General features: G+C 26.7%; 16 protein-coding genes and 1 pseudogene. 4 read left to right on the plus strand and 13 right to left on the minus strand.

The annotated features are described in order from the left end of the window. Positions 1-59: 59 nt before the first annotated feature. The 6 genes from modD to AFAEC_RS07065 all read right to left on the minus strand — a co-directional run bounded on the left by modD (position 60) and on the right by AFAEC_RS07065 (position 5,001). Positions 60-908, minus strand: coding sequence for a ModD protein (gene modD, locus AFAEC_RS07040; protein WP_026806938.1), 849 nt, complete (start codon positions 906-908; stop codon positions 60-62). A 3-nt stretch (positions 909-911) separates the two neighbouring features. Continuing rightward, positions 912-1,418 carry a hypothetical protein gene (locus AFAEC_RS07045; protein WP_026806937.1) on the minus strand — a complete coding sequence of 169 codons (507 nt, stop codon included), beginning with the start codon at positions 1,416-1,418 and terminating at the stop codon, positions 912-914. Between the two features lie 83 nt (positions 1,419-1,501). Next, on the minus strand, positions 1,502-2,299 hold the full coding sequence (locus AFAEC_RS07050) for an ABC transporter permease (RefSeq protein WP_026806936.1): 798 nt from the start codon (positions 2,297-2,299) through the stop codon (positions 1,502-1,504). Beyond that, on the minus strand, positions 2,299-2,892 hold the full coding sequence (gene rsmD / locus AFAEC_RS07055; RefSeq protein ID WP_026806935.1) for a 16S rRNA (guanine(966)-N(2))-methyltransferase RsmD: 594 nt from the start codon (positions 2,890-2,892) through the stop codon (positions 2,299-2,301). Before rsmD ends, AFAEC_RS07050 begins: the two co-directional genes overlap by 1 nt. Positions 2,893-2,912: 20 nt before the next feature. Then, a complete protein-coding gene (rny, locus tag AFAEC_RS07060) occupies positions 2,913-4,457 on the minus strand; it encodes a ribonuclease Y (protein ID WP_026806934.1) in 1,545 nt (514 codons plus the stop codon). A 7-nt stretch (positions 4,458-4,464) separates the two neighbouring features. Further along, a complete protein-coding gene (locus AFAEC_RS07065) occupies positions 4,465-5,001 on the minus strand; it encodes a 5-formyltetrahydrofolate cyclo-ligase (protein WP_026806933.1) in 537 nt (178 codons plus the stop codon). 61 nt (positions 5,002-5,062) lie between these two features. On the opposite strand from AFAEC_RS07065, the gene AFAEC_RS07070 reads away from it, so the two are divergent. Genes AFAEC_RS07070 through AFAEC_RS07080 form a run of 3 tightly spaced genes read left to right on the plus strand, consistent with a single transcriptional unit; the run spans position 5,063 to position 7,391 of the window. Then, on the plus strand, positions 5,063-5,620 hold the full coding sequence (locus AFAEC_RS07070; protein ID WP_026806932.1) for a TlpA family protein disulfide reductase: 558 nt from the start codon (positions 5,063-5,065) through the stop codon (positions 5,618-5,620). Positions 5,621-5,630: 10 nt separating this feature from the next. Continuing rightward, positions 5,631-6,665 (plus strand): signal recognition particle-docking protein FtsY, encoded by a 1,035-nt coding sequence (ftsY, locus tag AFAEC_RS07075; RefSeq protein WP_081754551.1) that lies wholly within the window; start codon positions 5,631-5,633, stop codon positions 6,663-6,665. A 21-nt stretch (positions 6,666-6,686) separates the two neighbouring features. Next, on the plus strand, positions 6,687-7,391 hold the full coding sequence (locus AFAEC_RS07080; RefSeq protein WP_051487497.1) for a hypothetical protein: 705 nt from the start codon (positions 6,687-6,689) through the stop codon (positions 7,389-7,391). On the opposite strand, the pseudogene AFAEC_RS12225 reads toward AFAEC_RS07080, so the two are convergent. From AFAEC_RS12225 to AFAEC_RS07110, 7 genes and pseudogenes are all read right to left on the minus strand, one after another. Further along, a pseudogene (locus AFAEC_RS12225) lies at positions 7,384-8,043 on the minus strand (EAL domain-containing protein); the annotation flags it as partial. The gene AFAEC_RS07080 and the pseudogene AFAEC_RS12225 overlap by 8 nt on opposite strands. Positions 8,044-8,055: 12 nt before the next feature. Continuing rightward, on the minus strand, positions 8,056-9,861 hold the full coding sequence (locus AFAEC_RS07085; RefSeq protein WP_225442364.1) for a diguanylate cyclase domain-containing protein: 1,806 nt from the start codon (positions 9,859-9,861) through the stop codon (positions 8,056-8,058). Further along, positions 9,842-10,762 carry a cytochrome-c peroxidase gene (locus AFAEC_RS07090; RefSeq protein WP_026806930.1) on the minus strand — a complete coding sequence of 307 codons (921 nt, stop codon included), beginning with the start codon at positions 10,760-10,762 and terminating at the stop codon, positions 9,842-9,844. Before AFAEC_RS07090 ends, AFAEC_RS07085 begins: the two co-directional genes overlap by 20 nt. Positions 10,763-10,823: 61 nt before the next feature. Then, the gene (locus tag AFAEC_RS07095; protein WP_034216867.1) at positions 10,824-11,642 is read right to left on the minus strand and encodes an alpha/beta fold hydrolase; all 819 of its coding nucleotides are present in this window, start codon (positions 11,640-11,642) and stop codon (positions 10,824-10,826) included. Next, the gene (locus AFAEC_RS07100) at positions 11,639-12,358 is read right to left on the minus strand and encodes a peptidylprolyl isomerase (RefSeq protein ID WP_026806928.1); all 720 of its coding nucleotides are present in this window, start codon (positions 12,356-12,358) and stop codon (positions 11,639-11,641) included. The genes AFAEC_RS07095 and AFAEC_RS07100 overlap by 4 nt, the downstream gene beginning before the upstream one ends. Positions 12,359-12,370: 12 nt before the next feature. Continuing rightward, a complete protein-coding gene (locus tag AFAEC_RS07105; RefSeq protein ID WP_026806927.1) occupies positions 12,371-19,879 on the minus strand; it encodes an autotransporter domain-containing protein in 7,509 nt (2,502 codons plus the stop codon). Between the two features lie 83 nt (positions 19,880-19,962). Further along, positions 19,963-20,526: a YqiA/YcfP family alpha/beta fold hydrolase gene (locus AFAEC_RS07110; RefSeq protein ID WP_026806926.1), complete on the minus strand. Its 564-nt coding sequence runs from the start codon at positions 20,524-20,526 to the stop codon at positions 19,963-19,965. A gap of 95 nt (positions 20,527-20,621) precedes the next feature. Here AFAEC_RS07110 and radA point away from each other — a divergent pair, with 95 nt between their 5' ends. Continuing rightward, positions 20,622-21,971, plus strand: coding sequence for a DNA repair protein RadA (radA, locus tag AFAEC_RS07115; protein WP_026806925.1), 1,350 nt, complete (start codon positions 20,622-20,624; stop codon positions 21,969-21,971).

Here is a 21,971-nt window from a genome sequence, read left to right on the forward strand (position 1 = left end):
CCATTTCTATTTTAATTTTTTTGATATTTTATTAACTAAGTAAAAAAATTCTATTAAAATTAATCTATAATCTCTAATCTACTACCTAAATTTGCCATTCCACAAGAGTAAACAAAGCTTGTAACAACTCCATCAATTTTTAATTTTGCAAAATCTTGAACATTTTGTAAATTTATTCCCCCACTACAAATGATTTTTATATTTTTAAAGCTTTTATCTCTTAATTCAACAACTTTTTTTAACTCATCAAGGCTTACTTTATCAAGCTGTACAACATCAACTCCATTTTCAAATAGATTTTTACAATCTTCAAAACTTGAACTCTCAACAACTACTTTTTTTTCTGGCATTTTTGCTTTAAATTTTAAAATTTGTTCATAAAATTCTAAATTATCTTTGTAAACTTTTCTATGGTGTGGGAAAAATAGTATAGTTTCACTAAGGTTTAATCTATGGATTAATCCTCCTCCATTTAAAACAGATTTTATACAAAACTTTTTTGAAAAAGGGTATGTTTTTCTAGTTGTCAAAAGTTGGCAATTATCATTTACCTCTTTTATTTTTTCAAGCATTAAGGCTGTAGTTGTCGCGATTTGAGAACTATATTCTAAAATTAGTTGAGTTGTTCTCCAAACTTTATGAATATTTTCATAAGCTCCGCTAAAAGCTAAAATAGTTTCACCTTTTTTTACTTTTGTTTTTGAGATTTTCATCTCTAAAATATCACAATCTAAAAGTTTTGCAATCCTACTAGATTCTTCCACACCAGATATAACAATATCATCTCTTGTAAAAATCTCTAATTTTACTTTTATTTTGGCTTTTTCTTGTAAAAAGGTAGTCAAATCTAAATATGGTAAATCATCATTTAAAAGCTCTATTAGCTCATTATCACTAAAATGTATCATAATTTAGGCAATATTTGAAGATAAAAAATCTATTTTTTTAAGAGTTGAACTTTTTTTATTAAATTCATTCTCAATTTTTATTCTATTTTTACAAAGATACTCTAAAACTAATGGTTCTTGCTTTTGAACTAGATTTAAAATAGCCAATTTCATAGAAGTATAAAACTCCTCTTCAACATAGATATTTTCTGCAATCTTCTCAATTATAACTTTTTCATTATTTTCTAAATAACTATTTTCAAGAAGAGATAAAACTATTTTTGCAACTTTATAGTTTGTTATATGTCTTAAAAATTTGTAAAACTTTAGTGATAAATCAAGTAAATATTGACCATTTACTGACTCTTCAATTTTTGTTATTTTTTTTGTTTTTAGGAATTCTATTAAATCATCATCACTAAAAGCGTACTCTAGTAAATCTAAAATTTTTCTTTTATCTTGTTTTTTCCACTTATAATATGTTGGGGCTGAAAACTCAAAAAGTTCTAGCATTATTTTCTCTTTTGTCAAAACAATTCCTTAAAATAATTTTTTTTCATTATATACTTTAGTAAATAAAGTTTTAATTAAATAAATTACTAAAAATAGAGTACTTATTTTATCAACTCTTTTTTATTTGCTATATTTTGTAAATAGTCACTTATTTGAATTAGACAAAAAGTTATTATAAATATCATAAGACCTGGGAAAAAACTAAGCCACCAAGCAATATCAATAACGGCTTTCCCATCACTTAGTAAACTCCCCCAACTCATATTTGGGGGATTTACTCCTAATCCTAAAAAAGATAATCCTGATTCAGCTAAAATTGCTCCAGCAACACCAAAAGAGAAAGAGATTAGAAAAATTGGAGCTAAAAGTGGAGCAAAATACTTTAAAATAATTTTTATTTTACTTACATTTGCCAGTTTTAAAATCTTTATAAAAGGCTTATTTCCTAGTGCAAAGCTCTCACTTCTTATCATTCTTGACATTCCCATCCAACCAGTTATTGAAATAACTACTATTAAAATAAGAGCATTTGCTTCAATATAAGAAACTAAAGCTAAAAGTAAAAAAAATGTAGGAAAAGTCAAAAATAGATCAATAATTATTGTAATAGTTTTATCAACATAACCCTTAAAAAAACCTGCTGTAATTCCAATAATTAATCCTAAAAAAGATGAAAAAGAGGCTGCTAAAAATCCAATTATAAGTGAAGTTTGTCCACCTTGTAAAACTCTTGCAAAAATATCTCGTCCCAATCTATCTGTACCCATAATATGTTCAAATGAGGGAGCTAATAAAATTTTATTTGGATCTAAAAAATATGGAGAAACAGTATAAAAAATTGGCAAAATAAACATTGCCAAACTAATAACTACTAATAAACCTAAAGCAAATCTAAACATTAAACTGTGTAACTATAATAAGATAGGGAACTTTTTCCAAATTTTCTAGTTTTTTCTAAGCTAAACTTACCTAAAATTTGTGGAACTTCAAGTTTTGATTCATGTTCTATAATAATTTTAAAAATATTATTTGACTCAAGATTTGCAATCATTCTAAAAGATTTATCATAGATATCTTCCATTCCATCTCTATAATCAAAAGGTGGGTCAATATATAAAACAATCTCATCTTTAGAATTTCTTAAAAAATCTAAAATAAGAGGAGTTTGAACAAAAGCATTTCCTTGAATTGTTTGGCATTTTTCTATATTTACAGTTTTACAATTTTTTAACAAAATAGAATAAGAGCTTTTATCAAGTTCAATAAAATAAGCTCTTTTTGCTCCTCTACTAATTGCTTCAAGTCCAATAGAACCACTTCCTGCAAATGATTCAATAAAAATTTTATCAATTATATCAAACTGTAAAACATTAAAAACAGACTCTTTTAGCATAGCTTTTGAACTTCTTGTAACATCTAAACTAGGAAGTTCTAAAACCTTACCTTTATAAGCTCCAGCTATAATTTTTGTCGTTGGTTTACTCTCTTTCATCTTTTTGCCTTTTTTTATGATTATCTTGCATAGCTTTCAGCTCGTAATTCTCTTATTACATTTATTTTAATTTCACCAGGATATTGAACCTTTTGTTCAATCTCTTTTGCTATTTCAGTTGCTAAAAGTATAGCTTCATCATCATTTACAAGTTCTGCATTTACTATTACTCTTACTTCTCTTCCTGCATTTATAGCATAAGCATTTGTAACTCCAACTTTACTTGTAGTAATATTTTCAATCTCTTCAACTCTTTTTAGAAAGCTTTCAAGAACTTCTCTTCTAGCTCCTGGTCTTGCAGCACTTAAAGCATCAGCAGCACAAACAGCAGCACTTTCCACATTTATTGGTTCTTCATGTCCATGGTGAGCATAAATCGCATTTATAACAGTTTCACACTCCCCATATCTTTTACAGATTTCTGCTCCTAAATCCACATGGCTTCCAGGAGCTTCATGTGTTAAAGCCTTTCCAATATCATGCATAATTCCAGCTCGTCTAGCTAATATGGCATCTCCACCCATTTGAACAGCAATTAATCCAGCCAAATGAGCAACTTCAAGAGTGTGAGCTAATGCATTTTGTCCATAAGAAGCTCTATATCTAAGTCTTCCGACAAGTTTTATAAGTTCAGGATGCATAGATTTTATTCCAAGTTCCAGAACAACATCTTCACCCTCTTTTTGAATATTTTTATCAAACTCTGCTTTTACTTTTTTATATATTTCTTCTATTCTTGCTGGTTGGATTCTTCCATCTTCAAGAAGTTCTTGAATAGTTTTTGTAGCAATTGCTCTTCTATAAAGATTAAAAGATGAAACAGTAATAGTATTTGGAGTATCATCAATAATAATATCAACTCCTAGTAACATCTCAAGGGCTTTTATATTTCTTCCCTCTTTTCCTATAATTTTTCCTTTTGTCTCTTCATCATTTAAAGGAATATTATTTATAAGTCTTTCAGCTGCAAACTCTCCTGCATATCTTGTAACTGCTTGAGATAAAATATTATTTACCTCTTGTTTTGAGTTTTGTTCAGCAAGTTTATATTTTTTTCTAAAAATTGATGCAATTGTGGCTCTTGAATCCTCTTTTACCTTTTCAAGCATAAGTTCTGTAGCTTCACTCTTTGTAAGTCCACTAGCATTTTCAAGTATTTTTATAGCTTCAAAAGTTTTTTGCTCATAAGTTCTTTTTTGCTCTTCTATTCCCTCTCTTAAAATAGCAATTTTTCTATTATTTTCAGATATTTCATCTTTTTGTCTTTTTATAAGTCTTAACTCACTTTCAAGATGTTCATTTAACTCTTTCTCTTTTTTTTCTATTTTGAAAAGCATATTTTCATACTCTTTTCTAGCACTTTTAAACTCTCTATCACACTCAAATTTCGCCTTTAATTGAGCATCTTTAAGTGCAACTTCAGCTTCATGTTCTATTATTTTTGCTTTTGCTTTTGCTTGTTCGATAAAAACTTCAAACTTTGCTTTATTTATCTTTTTTAGAACAAAAATTGTAACTGCCGAACTAAAAAATCCTGCAATTACAGCTACTATCATATTTTCCATTTAAAACCTATCCCGTAATTATGTAATCTGCTTTTATATCGTAATTATCACTTAAAATCTCTTTACTTTTGCAAAGTACCAATTGAGTAAAAACTATTGTAGGTTTATATCCTAATCTATAAAAAAATCTATCATACATACCTTTTCCAAAACCAATTCGCTTATTCAAACTATCAACTCCAACAATAGGAACTATTGCCAAATCTATCTTTTTTGGTTTAAAAAAAGAGTTTTGGGGTTCATAAATTCCAAATCTCTTCTTATTTAAAGGTAATCTATATCTCACCATTTTAAAGCTATCATCTTGCATAAAAGGTACAAAGACTCCTTTTTTTGCTCTTCTTAATTCTAAAATTAATGGCTTAATATTAACTTCTAGATCTAAAGGTACAAATAATAATATATTTTTTGCACCCTCTTTTTTTATAATATATTTTAATTTTTCTACAATTTTTTTACTTTTTGAATACTTCTTGAAAGATGAATAAAATTTCAATCTTTTTAAACTTGATATTCTGAAATCACTTTTGTGATTTGTGTTCATATTTAAGCCTCACTTAGGTAAAATCACTACCTAATGAACAATTTTATCTAAAGGAATTAAAATGAAGATTAAAACTTTAGCAATTTTTTCTATTTTTTCAATTTTATTTTTTGCTGGATGTGATTCAAAAGAGAATAAACAAAGCAATGAACAAGCTAAAGTTGAACAAAATATCACAAAAAATGATTTTATTTTAAACTCTCTTGACGGAGATATTTTAGAGATAAAATCAGAAGAAAATAAGATACATATAAAAAATTATGAAGACAAAATAGTGGTTTTAAACTTTTTTACAACTTGGTGTCCAGCCTGTAAAGTTGAAATTCCAGCACTTATAAGATTACAAAATGAGTACAAAAATGATTTAGTTGTGATTTCTATGCTTCTTGAAGAGTTTAAAAGTGATCAAGAGATCAAAAATTTTGCTAAAGAGTTTGGAATTAATTATAAAATTACAATAGGAAGTGAAAATTTTGATTTAGCAAAAAGTCTTGGTGGTATAAAATCAATTCCAACAACATTTATTATCGATAAACAAGGAAAAGTTTATCAAAAAATTCAAGGATTAGCACCTTTTGAGATGATGGAAATTGATATTAAAAAAGTTTTAGAAAAATAATAGGGGAAATATGTTTAGTTTTTTTAAAAAGAAAAAAGAGCCTCAATTAGAAGAAGCTCTTTTAGAAGAATCTTCAAAAGAAGAGCAAAAAGAGATAAATCAAGGAAGACTTGAAGAGATTCAAGAAGAGAAAATTGAAAAAAAAGATGAAGTAAATCAAGACGAAGAGAAAAAAAACTTTTTTTCAAGAGCTTTAGAAAAAACTTTTGCAAGTATAAAAAGTGTAGTTCCTCAAAAAAAAGAGAAAATATCTTTTGATGAGATTGAAGAACTTTTAATTGAAGCTGATGTTGAGTATGAAATCATAGAAAAAGCTATGAATGGATTACCAGAGATGATTACAAGAAAACAGTTAAGACATAGACTTGTAATGCTTTTTGAACATGCACCAAAAGTTGATTTTTCTAATCTTCCTAAGCCTTATGTAAGGCTAATTATTGGAGTAAATGGAGCTGGAAAAACTACAACTATTGCAAAATTAGCTAATAAGTTAAAAAAAGAGGGGAAAAGTGTAATTTTAGGAGCTGGTGATACATTTAGAGCAGCTGCAATTGAACAACTAAGTAGTTGGGCAACAAAACTTGATATTCCAATAATAAAAACAAAACAAGGGCATGATGCAAGTGCTGTTGCTTTTGATACTATTAGCTCTGCAATTGCTAGAAATATAGATAATGTTATTATTGATACAGCAGGAAGATTACAAACTCAAACAAACTTAAATAATGAACTTAAAAAAATAGTAAAAGTTTGTAATAAAGCTATGAGTGATGCACCTCACCAAAAACTTATGATTTTAGATGGAACTCAAGGAAATAGTGCTATTGCTCAAGCAAAAGCATTTAATGAAATTGTTGGAGTTGATGGTATAATTGTTACAAAACTTGATGGAACTGCAAAAGGGGGAGCTCTATTTTCTATCTCAAATCAGCTTGAATTACCAATTTTTTATGTAGGAATTGGTGAAAAACAAGATGATTTAATAGAATTTAGCCCTGATAGTTTTGTTGATAGTTTACTAGATGAGATTTTTATCTCTGAATAATTTTCTTAAAAGGATAGAGTTTTGAAAAGAAAGATTAAAAAGTTTTTTGAAGATTTTATTATTGTTGTAGTTTTAATTTCCATTATTTATGGAAGTTATAGCTATATTTTTGATGATTCAATAGATAATTTTGAATCTAATTCAATTATAGTTCAAACTTCGGAAGAGCCAAAACAAGAGATAAAAGAGCTTACACAAGATGAAGCTATTAAAGATGTTATTACAGATGAAAATCCTGATAATGAAAAAGAGCATAGAGTTCCACCTGAATTTATTCAAAATAGCATAGATGAAAATTCAAACAAAATAGATAAACAATTAAAAGAAGAACATATAATCGAGAGAAAAGAGATTGAGAAAATAGCTACAAAACAAGATATCTTTTCTAAAAAATTAAATCTTATAGAGAACTCTAAATTAGAAAAATCTGCTTCACAAGAAGAACAAATAGAAAAAGAGAAGTTTTATAAAAATTTGAAAGACAAAATCTATACAAATATAGATTCAAATCTTAATGAATCAATTTTTAATGAACCTGTTTTTGCTGAGATTAGAGTAACTATTTTAAAAGATGGAAGATATGAACAATTGATTTTATCAAATGGAAATATGGAGTTTTTTAATGCAATTAAAAGCTCTATTGCTAACTCTTTTCCTATAGAGATAAATCCTAATTTAAAAAATATTTTCCCTAGATATTATAGATTAAAAATAGAGTTTAATTAAACTCTATTAATCTCTTTGGTTTAGAAAATAGAAAACCTTGAGCTACATCTACATCAAGTTTAGTCAAAAGCTCTTCTTGTGCTTTTGTTTCAACACCTTCAGCAATAGTTGAAAAACCAAAACTTTTTGAAATAGCAACTATTGCTTTGATAATATCACAATTATTTTCACTTAACTTATCAATAAAAGATTTATCAATTTTTAAAATATCAATAGGAAGTTGTTGAAGATATTTTAAAGATGAATAACCTGTTCCAAAATCATCTATTAAAATTTTAAATCCTAGTTTTCTCATAGCTATCAAAATCTCTGATATATCTTGTATATTTTTGATTAAATATGTCTCTGTTATTTCTATTCCTATCTCATTTGGATTTACATTTGTTTGATTTAAAATATCTTCAATTTTCTCTAAAAAATCTTCTTGCATTAACTGAACAACAGATACATTTATACTTATCATTTTTATACCTATTTTCTCTTTTAAAATTAAAAAATCCTCGCAAGATTTTTTAAATACAAAAAAGCCTAATTCATAGATAAATCCTATCTCTTCAGCTATTGGAATAAATTTATCAGGGCTTATACTTCCTAAAATTGAACTTTCCCATCTTAAAAGAGCTTCTACACTATATACCTCTTTAGTTTTTAAAGAGTATTTTGGTTAATAAACTACATAAAATTCATCATTATTTAAACCAATACTTAAAGCTTGTTCTATCTCAAATCTTTTACTAACAATATTTGACAAATCTTTTGTATAAAATTCATACCTATTTTTACCATTTTGTTTTGCTTTATACATAGCTGTATCAGAATGTTTCATTAAAGTTGAGTAATCTTCTCCATCAGCAGGATATTTTGAAATTCCAATACTACATCCCAAATGTAAAGAGTGTTTATTTATAACTATTTTTTCATTTACTTTATCAATTAGATTTTTTGCGCTCTCTTCTATCTTTTTTTCATCATTATATTTAATAATAATTGCAAACTCATCACCACCTAATCTATAGGCTTTATCCTCTTGCGATAAAGTATTTGAAAATCTATATGCAATCTCTTTTAATATAATATCTCCTATATCATGCCCTAATCCATCATTTATAAATTTGAATCCATCTAAATCTATAAATAATATTGCAAATTTTTTATTATATTTGTTACTCTCTTTTAAAATTTCCACTATATCTCTTTGAAGAGCTCTTCTATTTAGTAAGAGAGTTAAACTATCATGGTATGCAAGAAATTCAACTTTTTGCTTCTCTTTTACATAATCAGAAATATTAAGTTTTATTGCTAAGTAGCCCTTCAAATCATTATCAATAATAATCGGTGTTATTGAGGCATTTTCATAATATATCTCACCATCTTTATTTTTATTTATAAAATCTCCCGTCCACTTCTCTTTTCTATTTAAAATTTCATTCATATTATCATAAAACTCTCTTGGAAGTTTTCCAGATTTTAAGATTCTTGGATTTTGTCCAATTGCCTCTTTTTTTGTGTATCCTGTAGATTTTTCAAAAGCTTCATTTACATACTTTATTAATCTATTTTTATCTGTTAAAACTATTGCATTATAACTATTTTCAACCGCATATCTAAATGCTATTAGCTCATCTTTTGTTCTTAAAGATTTCACATACACATATATAAATATTAAAAGTAAAATTGTTGAAGATGAGAATAATAAAAATGTTAAACTCTGCTGATTTTTGATATTTTTTTGATTTGTTTCATCTAATTCTTTCTCAAGTGAATCTAAAACAATCTTAAGGTCAAAACTAAGATAATCCTCTTCAATTTTATTTATTTTTTTCAAATCTCTTAATAAAGAGTTTACTCTTTTTGTTAAAAAATCTATATCTTTTACACCATATTTTAAAGATAAATTCTCTAATTCTGTAATTTCATCTTTTATAGATTTTTCATCAATATTTTTATCATTTACAAAAAGTTTAAATATAGAATTAATAGCATCATCAATAGTTAAGATATCATCTACATTATAAAGCATATAATCTTTTTTTACATTTGAACTTAATGATAAAATATAATTAATAGAACCAACAATAGATGCATTTACAGATTTAAATCTCTCTATATTTTCAACCTTCTTTTCCCATTGTCCATTTAAAGTTTCAATAGATATTTTTAAACTTTCTCCAAAGTTTCTATAGAACTCCTCTTTATTTATAATCTCTATTAGCTCTTGAGTAGCTTCCATTTTAGAAATAAGAGAATCATAATTTGTAAGAGTTGCTTTTGTAGTTATAAAGCTATTAAATTCATTATTTAGGATTTTTAACTTTATTATATTGTTGTAGTAAAGATTAAAATTCTTTATCTTTTTATTTATTTGATTTATATTGTACATAAAAAGAGCAGTTACTATTATGAATAAAAGTAAAATTATATTTATAGGATCAAAATATTTTAGAAAATAGTTACTGTTTTTTTTGTTCATAATTATATAACTCTCCTGTTAAACTCACTAGAAAACTTATAATATCACTTATTTGTTCTTTATTTAATGATTTTCCTAACTGATAATTAGCCATAAATTTAACAGTATCTTCCAAAGTCTCAAATCTTCCATCATGCAAATATGGATATGTTAATTCTATATTTCTAAGACTTGGAACTTTAAAATAGTACAAATCTTCTTCATTTTTTGTAACTTCAAATCTTCCTTTAGATTTTGTTTCAACTTCACTTACAACTCCAAATTTTGCATACAAATTTCCACCTACATTTCTTCCATGATGACATGCAATGCAACCTTGCTCCTTAAATATTTGATAACCTCTCTTTGCTTTATCTGAAATAGCAGTTTCATCACCTCTTAAATATTTATCAAAAGGTGAGTTTGGAGTTATAAGAGTTTTCTCATACTCTACTATTGCATCAGCAATATTATTAATTGTAATCCCATCTTTATAAATAGAGAAAAATTTCTTTAAATAATCTGTTTTTCTAAGTTTAATTTCTAACTCTTCAAAACTCATTGCCATCTCATTTGGATCACTAATTGGTCCAAAAACTTGTTCATGCAAGGTTTTTGATCTACCATTCCAAAATTGTGTAAAACTAAAACTAGAATTAAAAACAGTTGGAGTATTTATAATACTTAATTTCCCTTCAACTCCAACTGATAATTTTTTATTATCAACTCCACCTTGATTTAATAAATGGCAAGAGTGGCAAGAGATTGTATCATCTTTAGAAAGTCTTACATCAAAGAATAACTCTTTCCCTAAATCTGCTTTTTTTACATCAATATTTACATTTAAAGGTATGGGTGTGATTACTTCTATAGCATTTAAAAAACCCAAAATAAATGAAAACAAAAATATTATTCTTTTCATAAAATATATTTTCCCCTTTCAAATATTATATTTTATTTAATTAATTTATTTTATACTATCATTATTTCTCTAAATTATTTATTTTCTTAAATTCACTTTCATAACAACAATTATGATTTGCTTCAATAATTTTATATTCTATAAACTCTTTATTTTTAAAACTATTTAGATATGAAAAAAAAAGCTCTTTTGGTAAAACTTCATCATTAGTTCCTATTAAGTGATACTGTTTTTGATTTTCTAATTTACTAGTAAAATCTTTTGGATTTAATGAACCCAAAAGTGGACTTAAATTTTTTAACTCTACCCATTTTTTTATATCCAAATTTCCTGCAACTGTTACTAAATAATTAATATCATCTCTTTTTGAAGCTAAAATCGTAGCAACTGCCCCACCACCTGAATGACCAATCAAATTAAAAGTACTATTTTTATATTTTAGTTTTAAATGCTCTAAAGCTTCATTAAAACTATCTATAACTTCATTTGAAAATCTTCTATTTGTCCAAAAAGAACTATTACAAGAAGAACTCATATAATATTGGCAAGGTCTTGCAATATAGACTTTACAAGAGCTTTTATCAATACTCATTAATTTTAAAATAGTAGAGTTTACAGGTGTTGGATTTGAAGAGATACTATTTTTATTTAAAAAAGATAAACCATCACCTTCAAGATAAATATTTAAATTTTTACAAGAACTATTTTTATTCTGTAGAGAAAAAAGATCAAAATTAGTAGTATTTACAATTTCATCTATTAAATTTTCTTTTTTTGCATATGAAAAAACTGTTTCTATCCTAGATTCTAAAGTAGGAACTTTTGAAGAGCAAGAACTAAATATTAAACTACAAAAGAGTATAAAAAAAGCTCTTATCATTTTGATAAAAGCTCTATTTGTTTATTTAAAGCAATCTTTTTTGCTAATTCTATTAAAGCATCTTTTGACTCTTCAAAACTAGCCTCTTTTTGTGGGATATATTTTTCTATAAAAATTATTTGTGTTCCTAAATCTTTTATATTAACCTTTATTATATCCCCCTCTTTTTTATCAATTAATGCCTCTTTTATTTGGGGATTTAATCTATTTTCATCAGTAAGAGGAGAAAGTCCTTGATTGTTTTTTGATACATTATCATTAGAAACAGATTTTACATATTTTATAAAACTCTCTTTTCTCTCTTTAGGATTTTCTATTTGATTTAGTTTTTCAACTATCATATCTGCATTTTTTTCATAATTTACTAAAATATTTCTAAGCTCATATTTTGCTACAACAGTTGGTTTTTGTTCTATATAAAGTTTCTTTAACTCTTCTTCTGTAGGATTATAACTTTGTAAAAATTTTTTTGACCAAATATCTATTAAAAGCATATTTTTTGAAACTTCAAAATCTGGATCATCTTTTAAACTTGTAGCTTCAACTGTTTTTGCAAGTTTTTTCAATCTTGAATACTCATTTACTATTGATTGTTGAGTTTGATGTTCTTGCTTTTTAAAATCTGCTTTATATTTCATAGCTGTAAATGAACCTATTTCATCTGCTACTAATTGACTTATTAAAATAGAAAAACTAAATATTAATTTTTTAAACATTCTTATCCTTTATTAAAAACTAACACCAAGTGTAACATTTCCACTATAACCTTCAAACTTACCATCTTTACTTCTATCATAATTCAAATCTAATCTTAATTTTGTATTGTTTGAAATTCTAGTTTCCACTCCAGCTCCAACTTTGTACATCATATCATCTAACTCTCTTGCTGGAGTTACAAATTTATCTCCACCACCAACAAATTGTGCTTTAATATCCCTATTACTTGAACCAAAATCTTTTGCAACTGAGAAGCTAACTTGAGGAAGAATTAAAGCATTATCAAGTTCTATTCTACTTGTTGCTTTTATCCCAACTTCTGCTGTTGTTCTATCTTGTTTAAATTTATCAACTTTTAAAGCATCGTTTTGGTAAGGAGTCCCTTTTTCAGTATACCCTTTTTGTTTTAAATTACTATACTCAACTGCTGCAAAAGGTGTAATATAAGCTCCATTATCAACAGGAATATGAACCCCTGATTCAACTCTTGCATTTAATTCGTCTGCTTTTACTTTTGAAGTTAAATTTCCAGAGTTTGCTGTTCTACTTGTATCACTTGAGTGTTGCATATAACTTGTTTGAGCTTCTATATATCCTAATTCAAACTCTTTTGAACCATAAAGAGTTAAACCAACTGTTGTAGTATCTGTATCATGTAGATTTTGTGAAGCATTTGTATCTATATAAGATGCACTAAGTCCTATAATTGAGCTATCTGCTATATTTTTATCAAGCCCTGCAACAAAACCATAAGATTTTGTATCAAAACCTTCATATAGACCAATAGTATCTTGTTTTGTTTTTGAAGCTGTTGTTTTTAACCATAAAGTTGAATCCCCTACACTATATGAGTCTCCTGAAGAGATACCTCTATTTTCATAAGCTTGAATAGAGTCTTCAATATTTGAAGTTCTAAGTTCATTTAATCTTCCTTTTATAGAAGCTTTATTCACATCTGTTGCTGTTTTAATATTTTGTGTTACAACACCACTTGGATTTGGGGCTAATTTTCTTTGCATTTCTATCATCTCTTGTTTTTTAGCAGGAGTTATTGTTTGCCCATCTTCTAAATACTCCATATCTCTAATAATCTGAGCTAAAGCCCCCTCTCTTGGTTTTTCATTTGCCAATTTAGCTAAAGATTGTGAAGCTCCATTTGAATAATCTTCTCCAATTTGTGATTTTACAATATATAAATCTTCAACTTTATGTTCTCCATCTGTTGTTCTATCTGCTTTTAATACTAAATTCTTTCCTACAACCTCAACAGTAGAGTCAATAATACTATTATCTTTTACCCTTCCATCTTTTTCAGTTGCTCTATATGGTGTTGTTATATCATTTTGTGTAACTACTAAATTATATTGCCCTGCTCCTTCCCAAGTTCCATCATAAGCTATATTAAATCTAGCATCATCTTCCATAGTTAAACTATCAGCTCTTATTTGTCCAGATTTTCCACCAACAACTGCACTTCCAGAACTTAAATCAGTAGTTTGCACATCAAAGTTTAAAATAGAGTTCTCTGATAATTTTATATTATCTTTTACATCTACTTTTTTATCTTTAATATTTAAAGTTGCATCTTTTGTGATAGTTAAATTCCCTGCAAAAGTTATATCATCTATAAAATCTAAAGTAACTTTGTTATTTCCATTTCCTATAATTGTATTTTTAGCATAGACATTATATCCTAGTTCTTGAGTTAGCTCTTTATTAGTATCACTTGCAAAATTTACACTATTTAATCTTTTATCTTTTGAACCAATATCATTTGTTAAAGTTGTAGCACCTTTATAGTTTAAGCTTCCAACTCCATCAGCAATTGTTGTTACAAAAGGTTGAGTTTTAGAAATAATTGCTTTCTCATCATCAATATTTACAACTCCATCACCTGCAAAATAAACAGTTGAGTATAAATCCTCTTCAAAATTTACAACTCCATTATCTTTTATAGTTGTTTTTTCGGCATAGACATTATCTTTAAATGTTGAATTTGAACCATTTTGCCCAGCACTTATCTCTTTTAATCTATTTGTATCACTACCAACTTCTTTATTTATAGTTGAACTTCCAAGAAGATTTAAAGTTCCTTCACCATTATTTTTTGTATTTATTTTTGAATCAATATTTTTATCATCTGCTAAATTAACTGTTGCATTTGCATTATAATTTAAATTTTGACCTTGCAAATTTCCATTTAAATTTAAAGCTAGTTTTTCATTAAGGTCTAAATCTTTTACATAAGCATTACCTTCAAATGTAGAGTTAGAGTTTTTACCATTTAACTTTACAGCTCTTATTTTATTTAAGCTATCAGCTATATCTCCACTTATTATTGTACTTCCTGCTAGATTTATCTCTCCAATATCTTCATCTTGAGCAACTATACTTGAAGTTATATTTTTATTATTTGCTATATTTAAAATAGCATCATCTTTAAAATCTATTGTTTCACCTGTAAAATTTCCACCTAAATTTATAGTTCCAGTCTCATTTAAATTTAGATTTTGAGCAAAAACATCCGCTTTAAATGTAGTTATAGAGTTTCCATTAGCACCATTTATCTCTTTTAAGCTATGTCCTATTTGCCCTATTTCTTGAGTAAACTCTGCATTTTTTATTATATTTAGAGTTCCTTGATTATCATTTGCTGTTGCATTTACTATTTTTGAATCAACTTTTTTATTATCTGCTAAATTTACAACTCCATTATCTTTAAAATTTAAATTATCTCCTGTAAAATTTGCATTTAGATTTAAAGTTCCAGCTCCTACATTTAAATCATATGCAAAAGTATCACCATTCAAAGTTGAAGTTTTATTTGTAGTTGAACTATTTACCTCTTTTAATTTATCATCTTTTGTCCCTACTGTTCCATTTACACTAGAATCCCCTAGAAGATTTAAAGTTCCTTTAGCATCATTTGTTGTTATATTTGAATTTATAGCTTTTTTATCGGCTAAAGTTACAACTCCATCATCTTTGTAATTAAGATTTGTTCCTGTAAAATTTCCTCCTAAATTAACTATCCCATCTTCACTTATCTCTAAATTATTTGCATATAAATCTTTTTGGAAAGTTACAGTTTTTCCTGTTTTTCCAGCTTCAATAGTATCAAAAGTAGATTTTCCAGAACTATTTCCACCTAAAACTCCAGAGATAGTTGAATCTCCATCAAATTTTAGTGTTGCATTAGAAGCATTTTTAAAAGTTGTATTTGCTGTATCTAAATTTACACCATCATTTAAAGTAAGAGTTGAAACATTATTATTAAAATCTATATTTCCTTTTATAGCTTCATTAGAAGCATCTTTTCCACCAAGAATAACTTCTCCATTTCCACTATAATTTAAATCTTTTACATAAACTTTATCATTAAATGTAACAGTTGAATTATTTGCCCCAGCAGTAATACTCTCTAATTTTTTACTATCTTCTCCTATTTCTCCACTAATAGTTGAAGTTCCTTTAAAAATAATATTTCCTGTATTATTTTTATCTGTTGTTAAAACTATTAAATCAGGTAAATTTGTATTTGTAATATTTGCACCATCATCCATTATCAAAGTTGCATTATTTTGTAAATTTATCCTATCGGCATAAATATCTCTATGCAAAAATAGTCCATGATTAGGCAAGATATTTCCATTTGAATCTTTATCTTGCTCATTTTTTGTATTTACATTTAACTCTTTTATTCCAAATGCTATATTTCCAATAGTTCCAGTAACTTCTCCATCTCCTTCAAAATTTACAATTCCACTATTATTTGTTGTAGAAGTTTCTATATTTCCAGCTATATTTTTGCTATCTTTTACATTTACTATCGCATTATTTCCTGCAAAATTAATATCTCCTGTAATACCTTCATATAAATTTGCTGTTCCACTTCCAGAAAAAACCAAATTTGTATTTGTATTTCCACTATTTTGATTAAAATTTACAGTTGAATCTTTTACTGTCGTTTTTATAGCATTTACATCATCTTTCAAATTTACAGTTTTATTATTTGCCCCATCTATATTTATATCTTTTATTTTATTTGCAGAAGTTCCGATATTTCCACTAATTATAGAATCTCCTGCAATCTTTATATTACCTTTGTTATTAGAATTTGCCGTAATAGTTGCTGTTACATTTGAATCATCACTTAAATTTAACTCTCCATTAGTTGCTGTAAAATTGATATTTGTTCCAGTTAAATTTGCATCTAAATTTAATTTTCCAGCTCCTATTGTTGTATTTGTAGCATTTAAATTTTCATTAAAAGTCATAGTTCCATTATTTACATTTAAGTTTGTAGTTGTTGTATCTTTCTCAAAAGTTGAACTTCCAGTTCCGCTTGAACTTATATTTGTAGAGTTTACTAAATCTTTAAATGTAGAGTTTGAACTATCTGCATTTACATTTAAATTTTTTAAACTTTGTATCTCTTTATTTATAGTTGAGCTTCCTAGAAGATTTAAAGTTCCACTATTTCCATTTATTGTTGAATTTATATTTTTACCATCTACTAAATCTAAAGTTGAATTAGAGTTAATATTTGTATTTTTAGAATTTATATCTCCATTTACTACTACTGTTTTCCCACCATTTAAATTTAAATTATCTATATTTCCTACATTTCCTATAATATTTTGGTTATTAGCTCCATTCATATTTAATGTTCCACTATTTCCCACAACATTTACTCTAATATCTGCTATTGAATTTACAACTCCATTTGCTTGAAAATTAAGATTTGTTCCACTTAAATTCCCATTTAAATTTATTGTTCCAGTCCCTGTTACATTTGTGTTTGTCGCAAAAATATTATTATTGAAATCTACAGTTGAACCATTCACTCCTGCATTTATACTATTTAAACTATTTGTGCTATCTCCAACTGTTCCATCTACTATTCCACTTCCTAAAATTCTTAAATTCCCTGTTTTATCACTACTTGTTATTGTTGAAGTTATTGTTTTTCCATTTGAAATATTTAATGTAGAATTATTTAAAATATTTGTATTTGTTGCATTTACATTTCCACTTACTGTTGTTGTTCCACTATTTATATTAAATTGATTTAATGAGTTTGTATTTCCTATATTTCCTGTTATTGTTTGATTTGTTCCACTCATTGTTAATGTTCCGCTATTTGTTGCTGCTCCATTAACATTCCCTACAATATTTCCTTTTGAATTTAAAGTTGAACTAGTTGAAATATTTGTATTTGTTGCATTTACATTTCCACTTACTGTTGTTGTTCCACTATTTATATTAAATTGATTTAATGAGTTTGTATTTCCTATATTTCCTGTTATTGTTTGATTTGTTCCACTCATTGTTAATATTCCACTATTTGCTGTTGCTCCATTAATATTTGAAGTTATATTTCCTTTTGAGTTTAAAGTAGCTCCACTTGAAATTGCTGTATTTGTTGCATTTACATTTCCACTTACTATTGTTGTTCCACTATTTATATTAAAGCTATTTAATGAGTTTGTATTTCCTATATTTCCTGTTATTGTTTGATTTGTTCCACTCATTGTTAATGTTCCGCTATTTGCTGTTGCTCCATTAATATTTGAAGTTATATTTCCTTTTGAATTTAAAGTTGAACTACTCGAAATATTTGTATTTGTTGCATTTATATTTTGTGTTACTGTTACTTTATTTCCTGCATTATCTATATTAAAGTTCGCAATATTTCCAATATTTCCTGTTATTGTTTGGTCTGTTGCTCCATTCATCTTTAATGTTCCAGTAGCCCCTATTATATTTGCCGTAATATTTCCTTTTGAGTTTACAGTTCCATTTGTTTGGAAATCAAGATTTGTTCCACTTAAATTTCCATTTAAATTTACTGTTCCAGTTCCTGTTACATTTGTGTTTGTCACAAAAATATCATTATTAAAATCTACAATTGAACCAGTTTCTCCTGCATTTATATTTGCTAATTTATTTGAATTTGTTCCTATTATGCCATTTATAAAAGAATCTCCACTAAAAGTTATAGTTCCTGTATTATTAGCATTTGTTGTAATTGTTGAGTTTATATTTGAGTTATCTGATAAAACTAAAGTTGAATTATTATTTATATTTGTATTTATAGCATTTATATTTCCATTTATTGTTGTATTACTTCCATTAGATATATTCAAGTTTGTAATATTCCCAATATTTCCAGTAACTGTTTGAGTTACTCCATTCATAGTTAATGTTCCAGTAGTTCCAGTAACATCTGCTGTGATATTACCTTTTGAATTTACAACTCCATTTGCTTGAAAATTAAGATTTGTTCCACTTAAATTTCCATTTAAATTTACTGTTCCAGTCCCTGTTATATTTGTATTTGTTGCAAAAATATTATTATTAAAAGTTGAACTTGAACCATTTGTACCTGCATTTACACTATTTAAACTATTTGTACTATCTCCAACTGTTCCATTTACTGTTCCACTTCCTAAAAGTGTTAAATTCCCACTTTTATCACTACTTGTTATTATTGAAGTTATTGTTTTTCCATTTGAAATATTTAATGTAGAATTATTTAAAATATCTGTATTTGTTGCACTTATATTTCCGCTTACTGTTGTATTATTTGCATTTGTAACATTTAAATTTTTTAAATTTGAGATATCTCCAGTTATTGTTTGGTTTTGAGAGCCATTTATATTTATTGTACCTTTATTTCCACTATCAGTTGTAATATTTCCTGTAAAATTATCTTTTAAATTTACTATCCCATCTTGTTTAAAAGTTAATTTATCACTTAAATTAACATCTTTTTTAAAAGTAGCTGTTTGTGTAGTATCCATATCTATACTTCCAGCTGTTACACTATCTTGAAACTCTACATCACCTTGAATATTTATATTTCCATCACTTCCAAGATTAGTTATTCCAGCAATTGTATTGTTTCCACTCATAATAATATTTGCTGTATAGTTTTCACTTGAAGTTGTATAAGAATTTGGTGAACTTACTTTATGATATATTGACGATTCTTTTTTAATATCATTTACCACTGCATCTGTAGCTAAAATAACTGTAAAATTTTTACTTGGTGAGTAATTTTCATAGTAATAACTATCATTATTCTTTATTATATGTCCATCTGAATCAGTTATTGTACCATCTAATACATCAAATGAATTTCCAATAACTGTTCCATCTGTTGAAATAGTTACTGAACTCGTACCACTAAATTCTTTATTTCTAACTCCAATAAAAGATGATTCTACTTTATTTGGTTTAAAAATTATATCTTCAGGATTTACATTTTCTGTATATGTTGCTGTACTACTTAAATTTTGATCTTCTAATTTTTCTACTGATATATCTTTACTTGGATTAGAACTATTTGGTGCAGTTAAAGTTGAACTTATTGGAGCTGTATCAAAAAAAGTTTGTGAATATAAATTTATAGGAGAAAAAACAACCATTCCAAGTAGAGCAATACTAAGGCTAAGTCCAATTTTTCCACCCTTTAAGATACGAAATCTAGCATTTTCTACTCTAAATCTACTCATACTCTTTTCTCCAATTATAAAAATAAGCTTAAAATCTTATATATTTTACCATAATTAAACAAAATGTTATATAAATAAAGCTATTAATTTGAAAAAAAATCATCTATTTTTAAGAAATGTTTATTTATATCAATAAATGTATGATTTCCACTCTCTTCTAATAAAATTTCACAATCTTTCAAAATTTCAATGCTCTCTTTATAATCTATTATTTCATCTCCTTTTTGAATTAAGGCAATAATATTTTTTGGATTTTGTATAAGCATTACTTCAAAATTTTCTAAACTTTGTAATTGCTCTTTTGTAATCTCAAATTTTGAACCATCAAAATAGTTTTTTATTAAACCAAAACTGTAAAATCTATTTAGAGTTTTTTTAGGATTTAGTGCAGGATTTATCAAAACTGCTTTTAAATTATATTTATTTGCTAAATATAGACTATAAAAACCACCCAAAGATGAACCAATCAAAGATACTTTTTCTCCTTTTTTTAATAAAACTTCTATCAAACCTTCCAAAGTATGAATAGCTAAGATGGGAATATTTGGAAGGCTTGGAGTTATAATTTCATCTTTAAAATATTTTTTAAACTCTTGTGGTTTATGACCAAAACCACTACTAGCAAAACCATGAATATAAATAATCATTTAAAAATCCTTTTAAAATATTGCAAATTGCAATATTTTTATATATATAAATTTTATTTTGCTAAAATCTTATCATAATTTACAAAAGGCAAAAAATGGCAAAGAAAAAAAATACTCTTTTTGAGTGCCAACATTGTGGAGAACAATCAAGTAAATGGCTAGGAAAATGTCCAAATTGTGACTCTTGGGATAGTTTTTTAGAACTAAGTATTGAACAACAAGAGGTTTTAAAACAGAGTGTTTTAGCTTCAAGTTCATCTTCAAAAGCAAGACCAATTACAGAAATTTTACAAGATGATGTTGTAAGATTTTCATCTTTCAATGATGAATTTGATTTGGTTTTAGGTGGTGGAATAGTCCCTGGAAGCCTTACACTTATTGGGGGAAGCCCTGGAGTTGGAAAATCTACACTTTTATTAAAAGTTGCTGGAAGTATTGCAAAGAGTGGGAAAAAAGTTTTATATGTATCAGGAGAAGAGAGTGCTGGTCAAATAAAATTAAGAGCAAACCGTCTTGATGCAAACCATAATGAACTTTTTTTACTAAGTGAAATAAAACTAGAAGAGATTTTAGATGAGCTTCTTAGAATTGATTATGAAGTTTGTATTATTGACTCTATTCAAACTATTTATTCTAGCCATTTAAACTCTGCACCTGGAAGTGTATCTCAAGTGAGAGAGATAACATTTGAGCTTATGAGAAAAGCAAAAGAGTCAAATATTGCTATGTTTATAATTGGACATATCACAAAAGATGGAAGTATCGCAGGTCCAAGAGTTTTAGAACATATGGTTGATACAGTTTTATATTTTGAAGGAGAAGCTAGTAGAGAATTACGAATGCTAAGAGGTTTTAAAAATCGTTTTGGTTCAACTTCTGAAATTGGAATTTTTGAAATGACTCAAGAAGGACTTATAAGTGCAAAAGATATAGCTTCAAAATTTTTTGATAAAAATAAAGCACAAAGTGGTTCTAGTTTAACTGTATCTATGGAAGGAAGCCGAGCAATAATTTTAGAAGTTCAAGCACTAGTTTGTGAAACAACTTTTCCAAACCCAAAAAGAAGTGCTACAGGCTTTGATACAAATAGACTTACAATGCTTTTAGCACTATTAGAGAAAAAATTAGATTTACCTTTTAATCATTATGATGTTTTTGTAAATATTAGTGGAGGAATAAAGATAAAAGAGAGTAGTGCTGATTTAGCTGTAATTGCTGCAATTATTAGCTCATTTAGAAATAGACCCATTTCTAAAGAGTCTGTATTTATTGGTGAAGTTAGTTTAACTGGTGAAATAAAAGATGTTTACTCAATAGATTTAAGATTAAAAGAAGCCCAAGCTCAAGGAATAAAAAAAGCAATAATTGCACAAAAAACAAATTTAAAACTAGATATTAAAACTTTTGCAGTAGATGAAGTATCAAAAGTAATAGAGCTTTTTTAA

Origin of the sequence: Aliarcobacter faecis (assembly GCF_013201705.1) — a bacterium.
Lineage (GTDB): Bacteria > Campylobacterota > Campylobacteria > Campylobacterales > Arcobacteraceae > Aliarcobacter > Aliarcobacter faecis.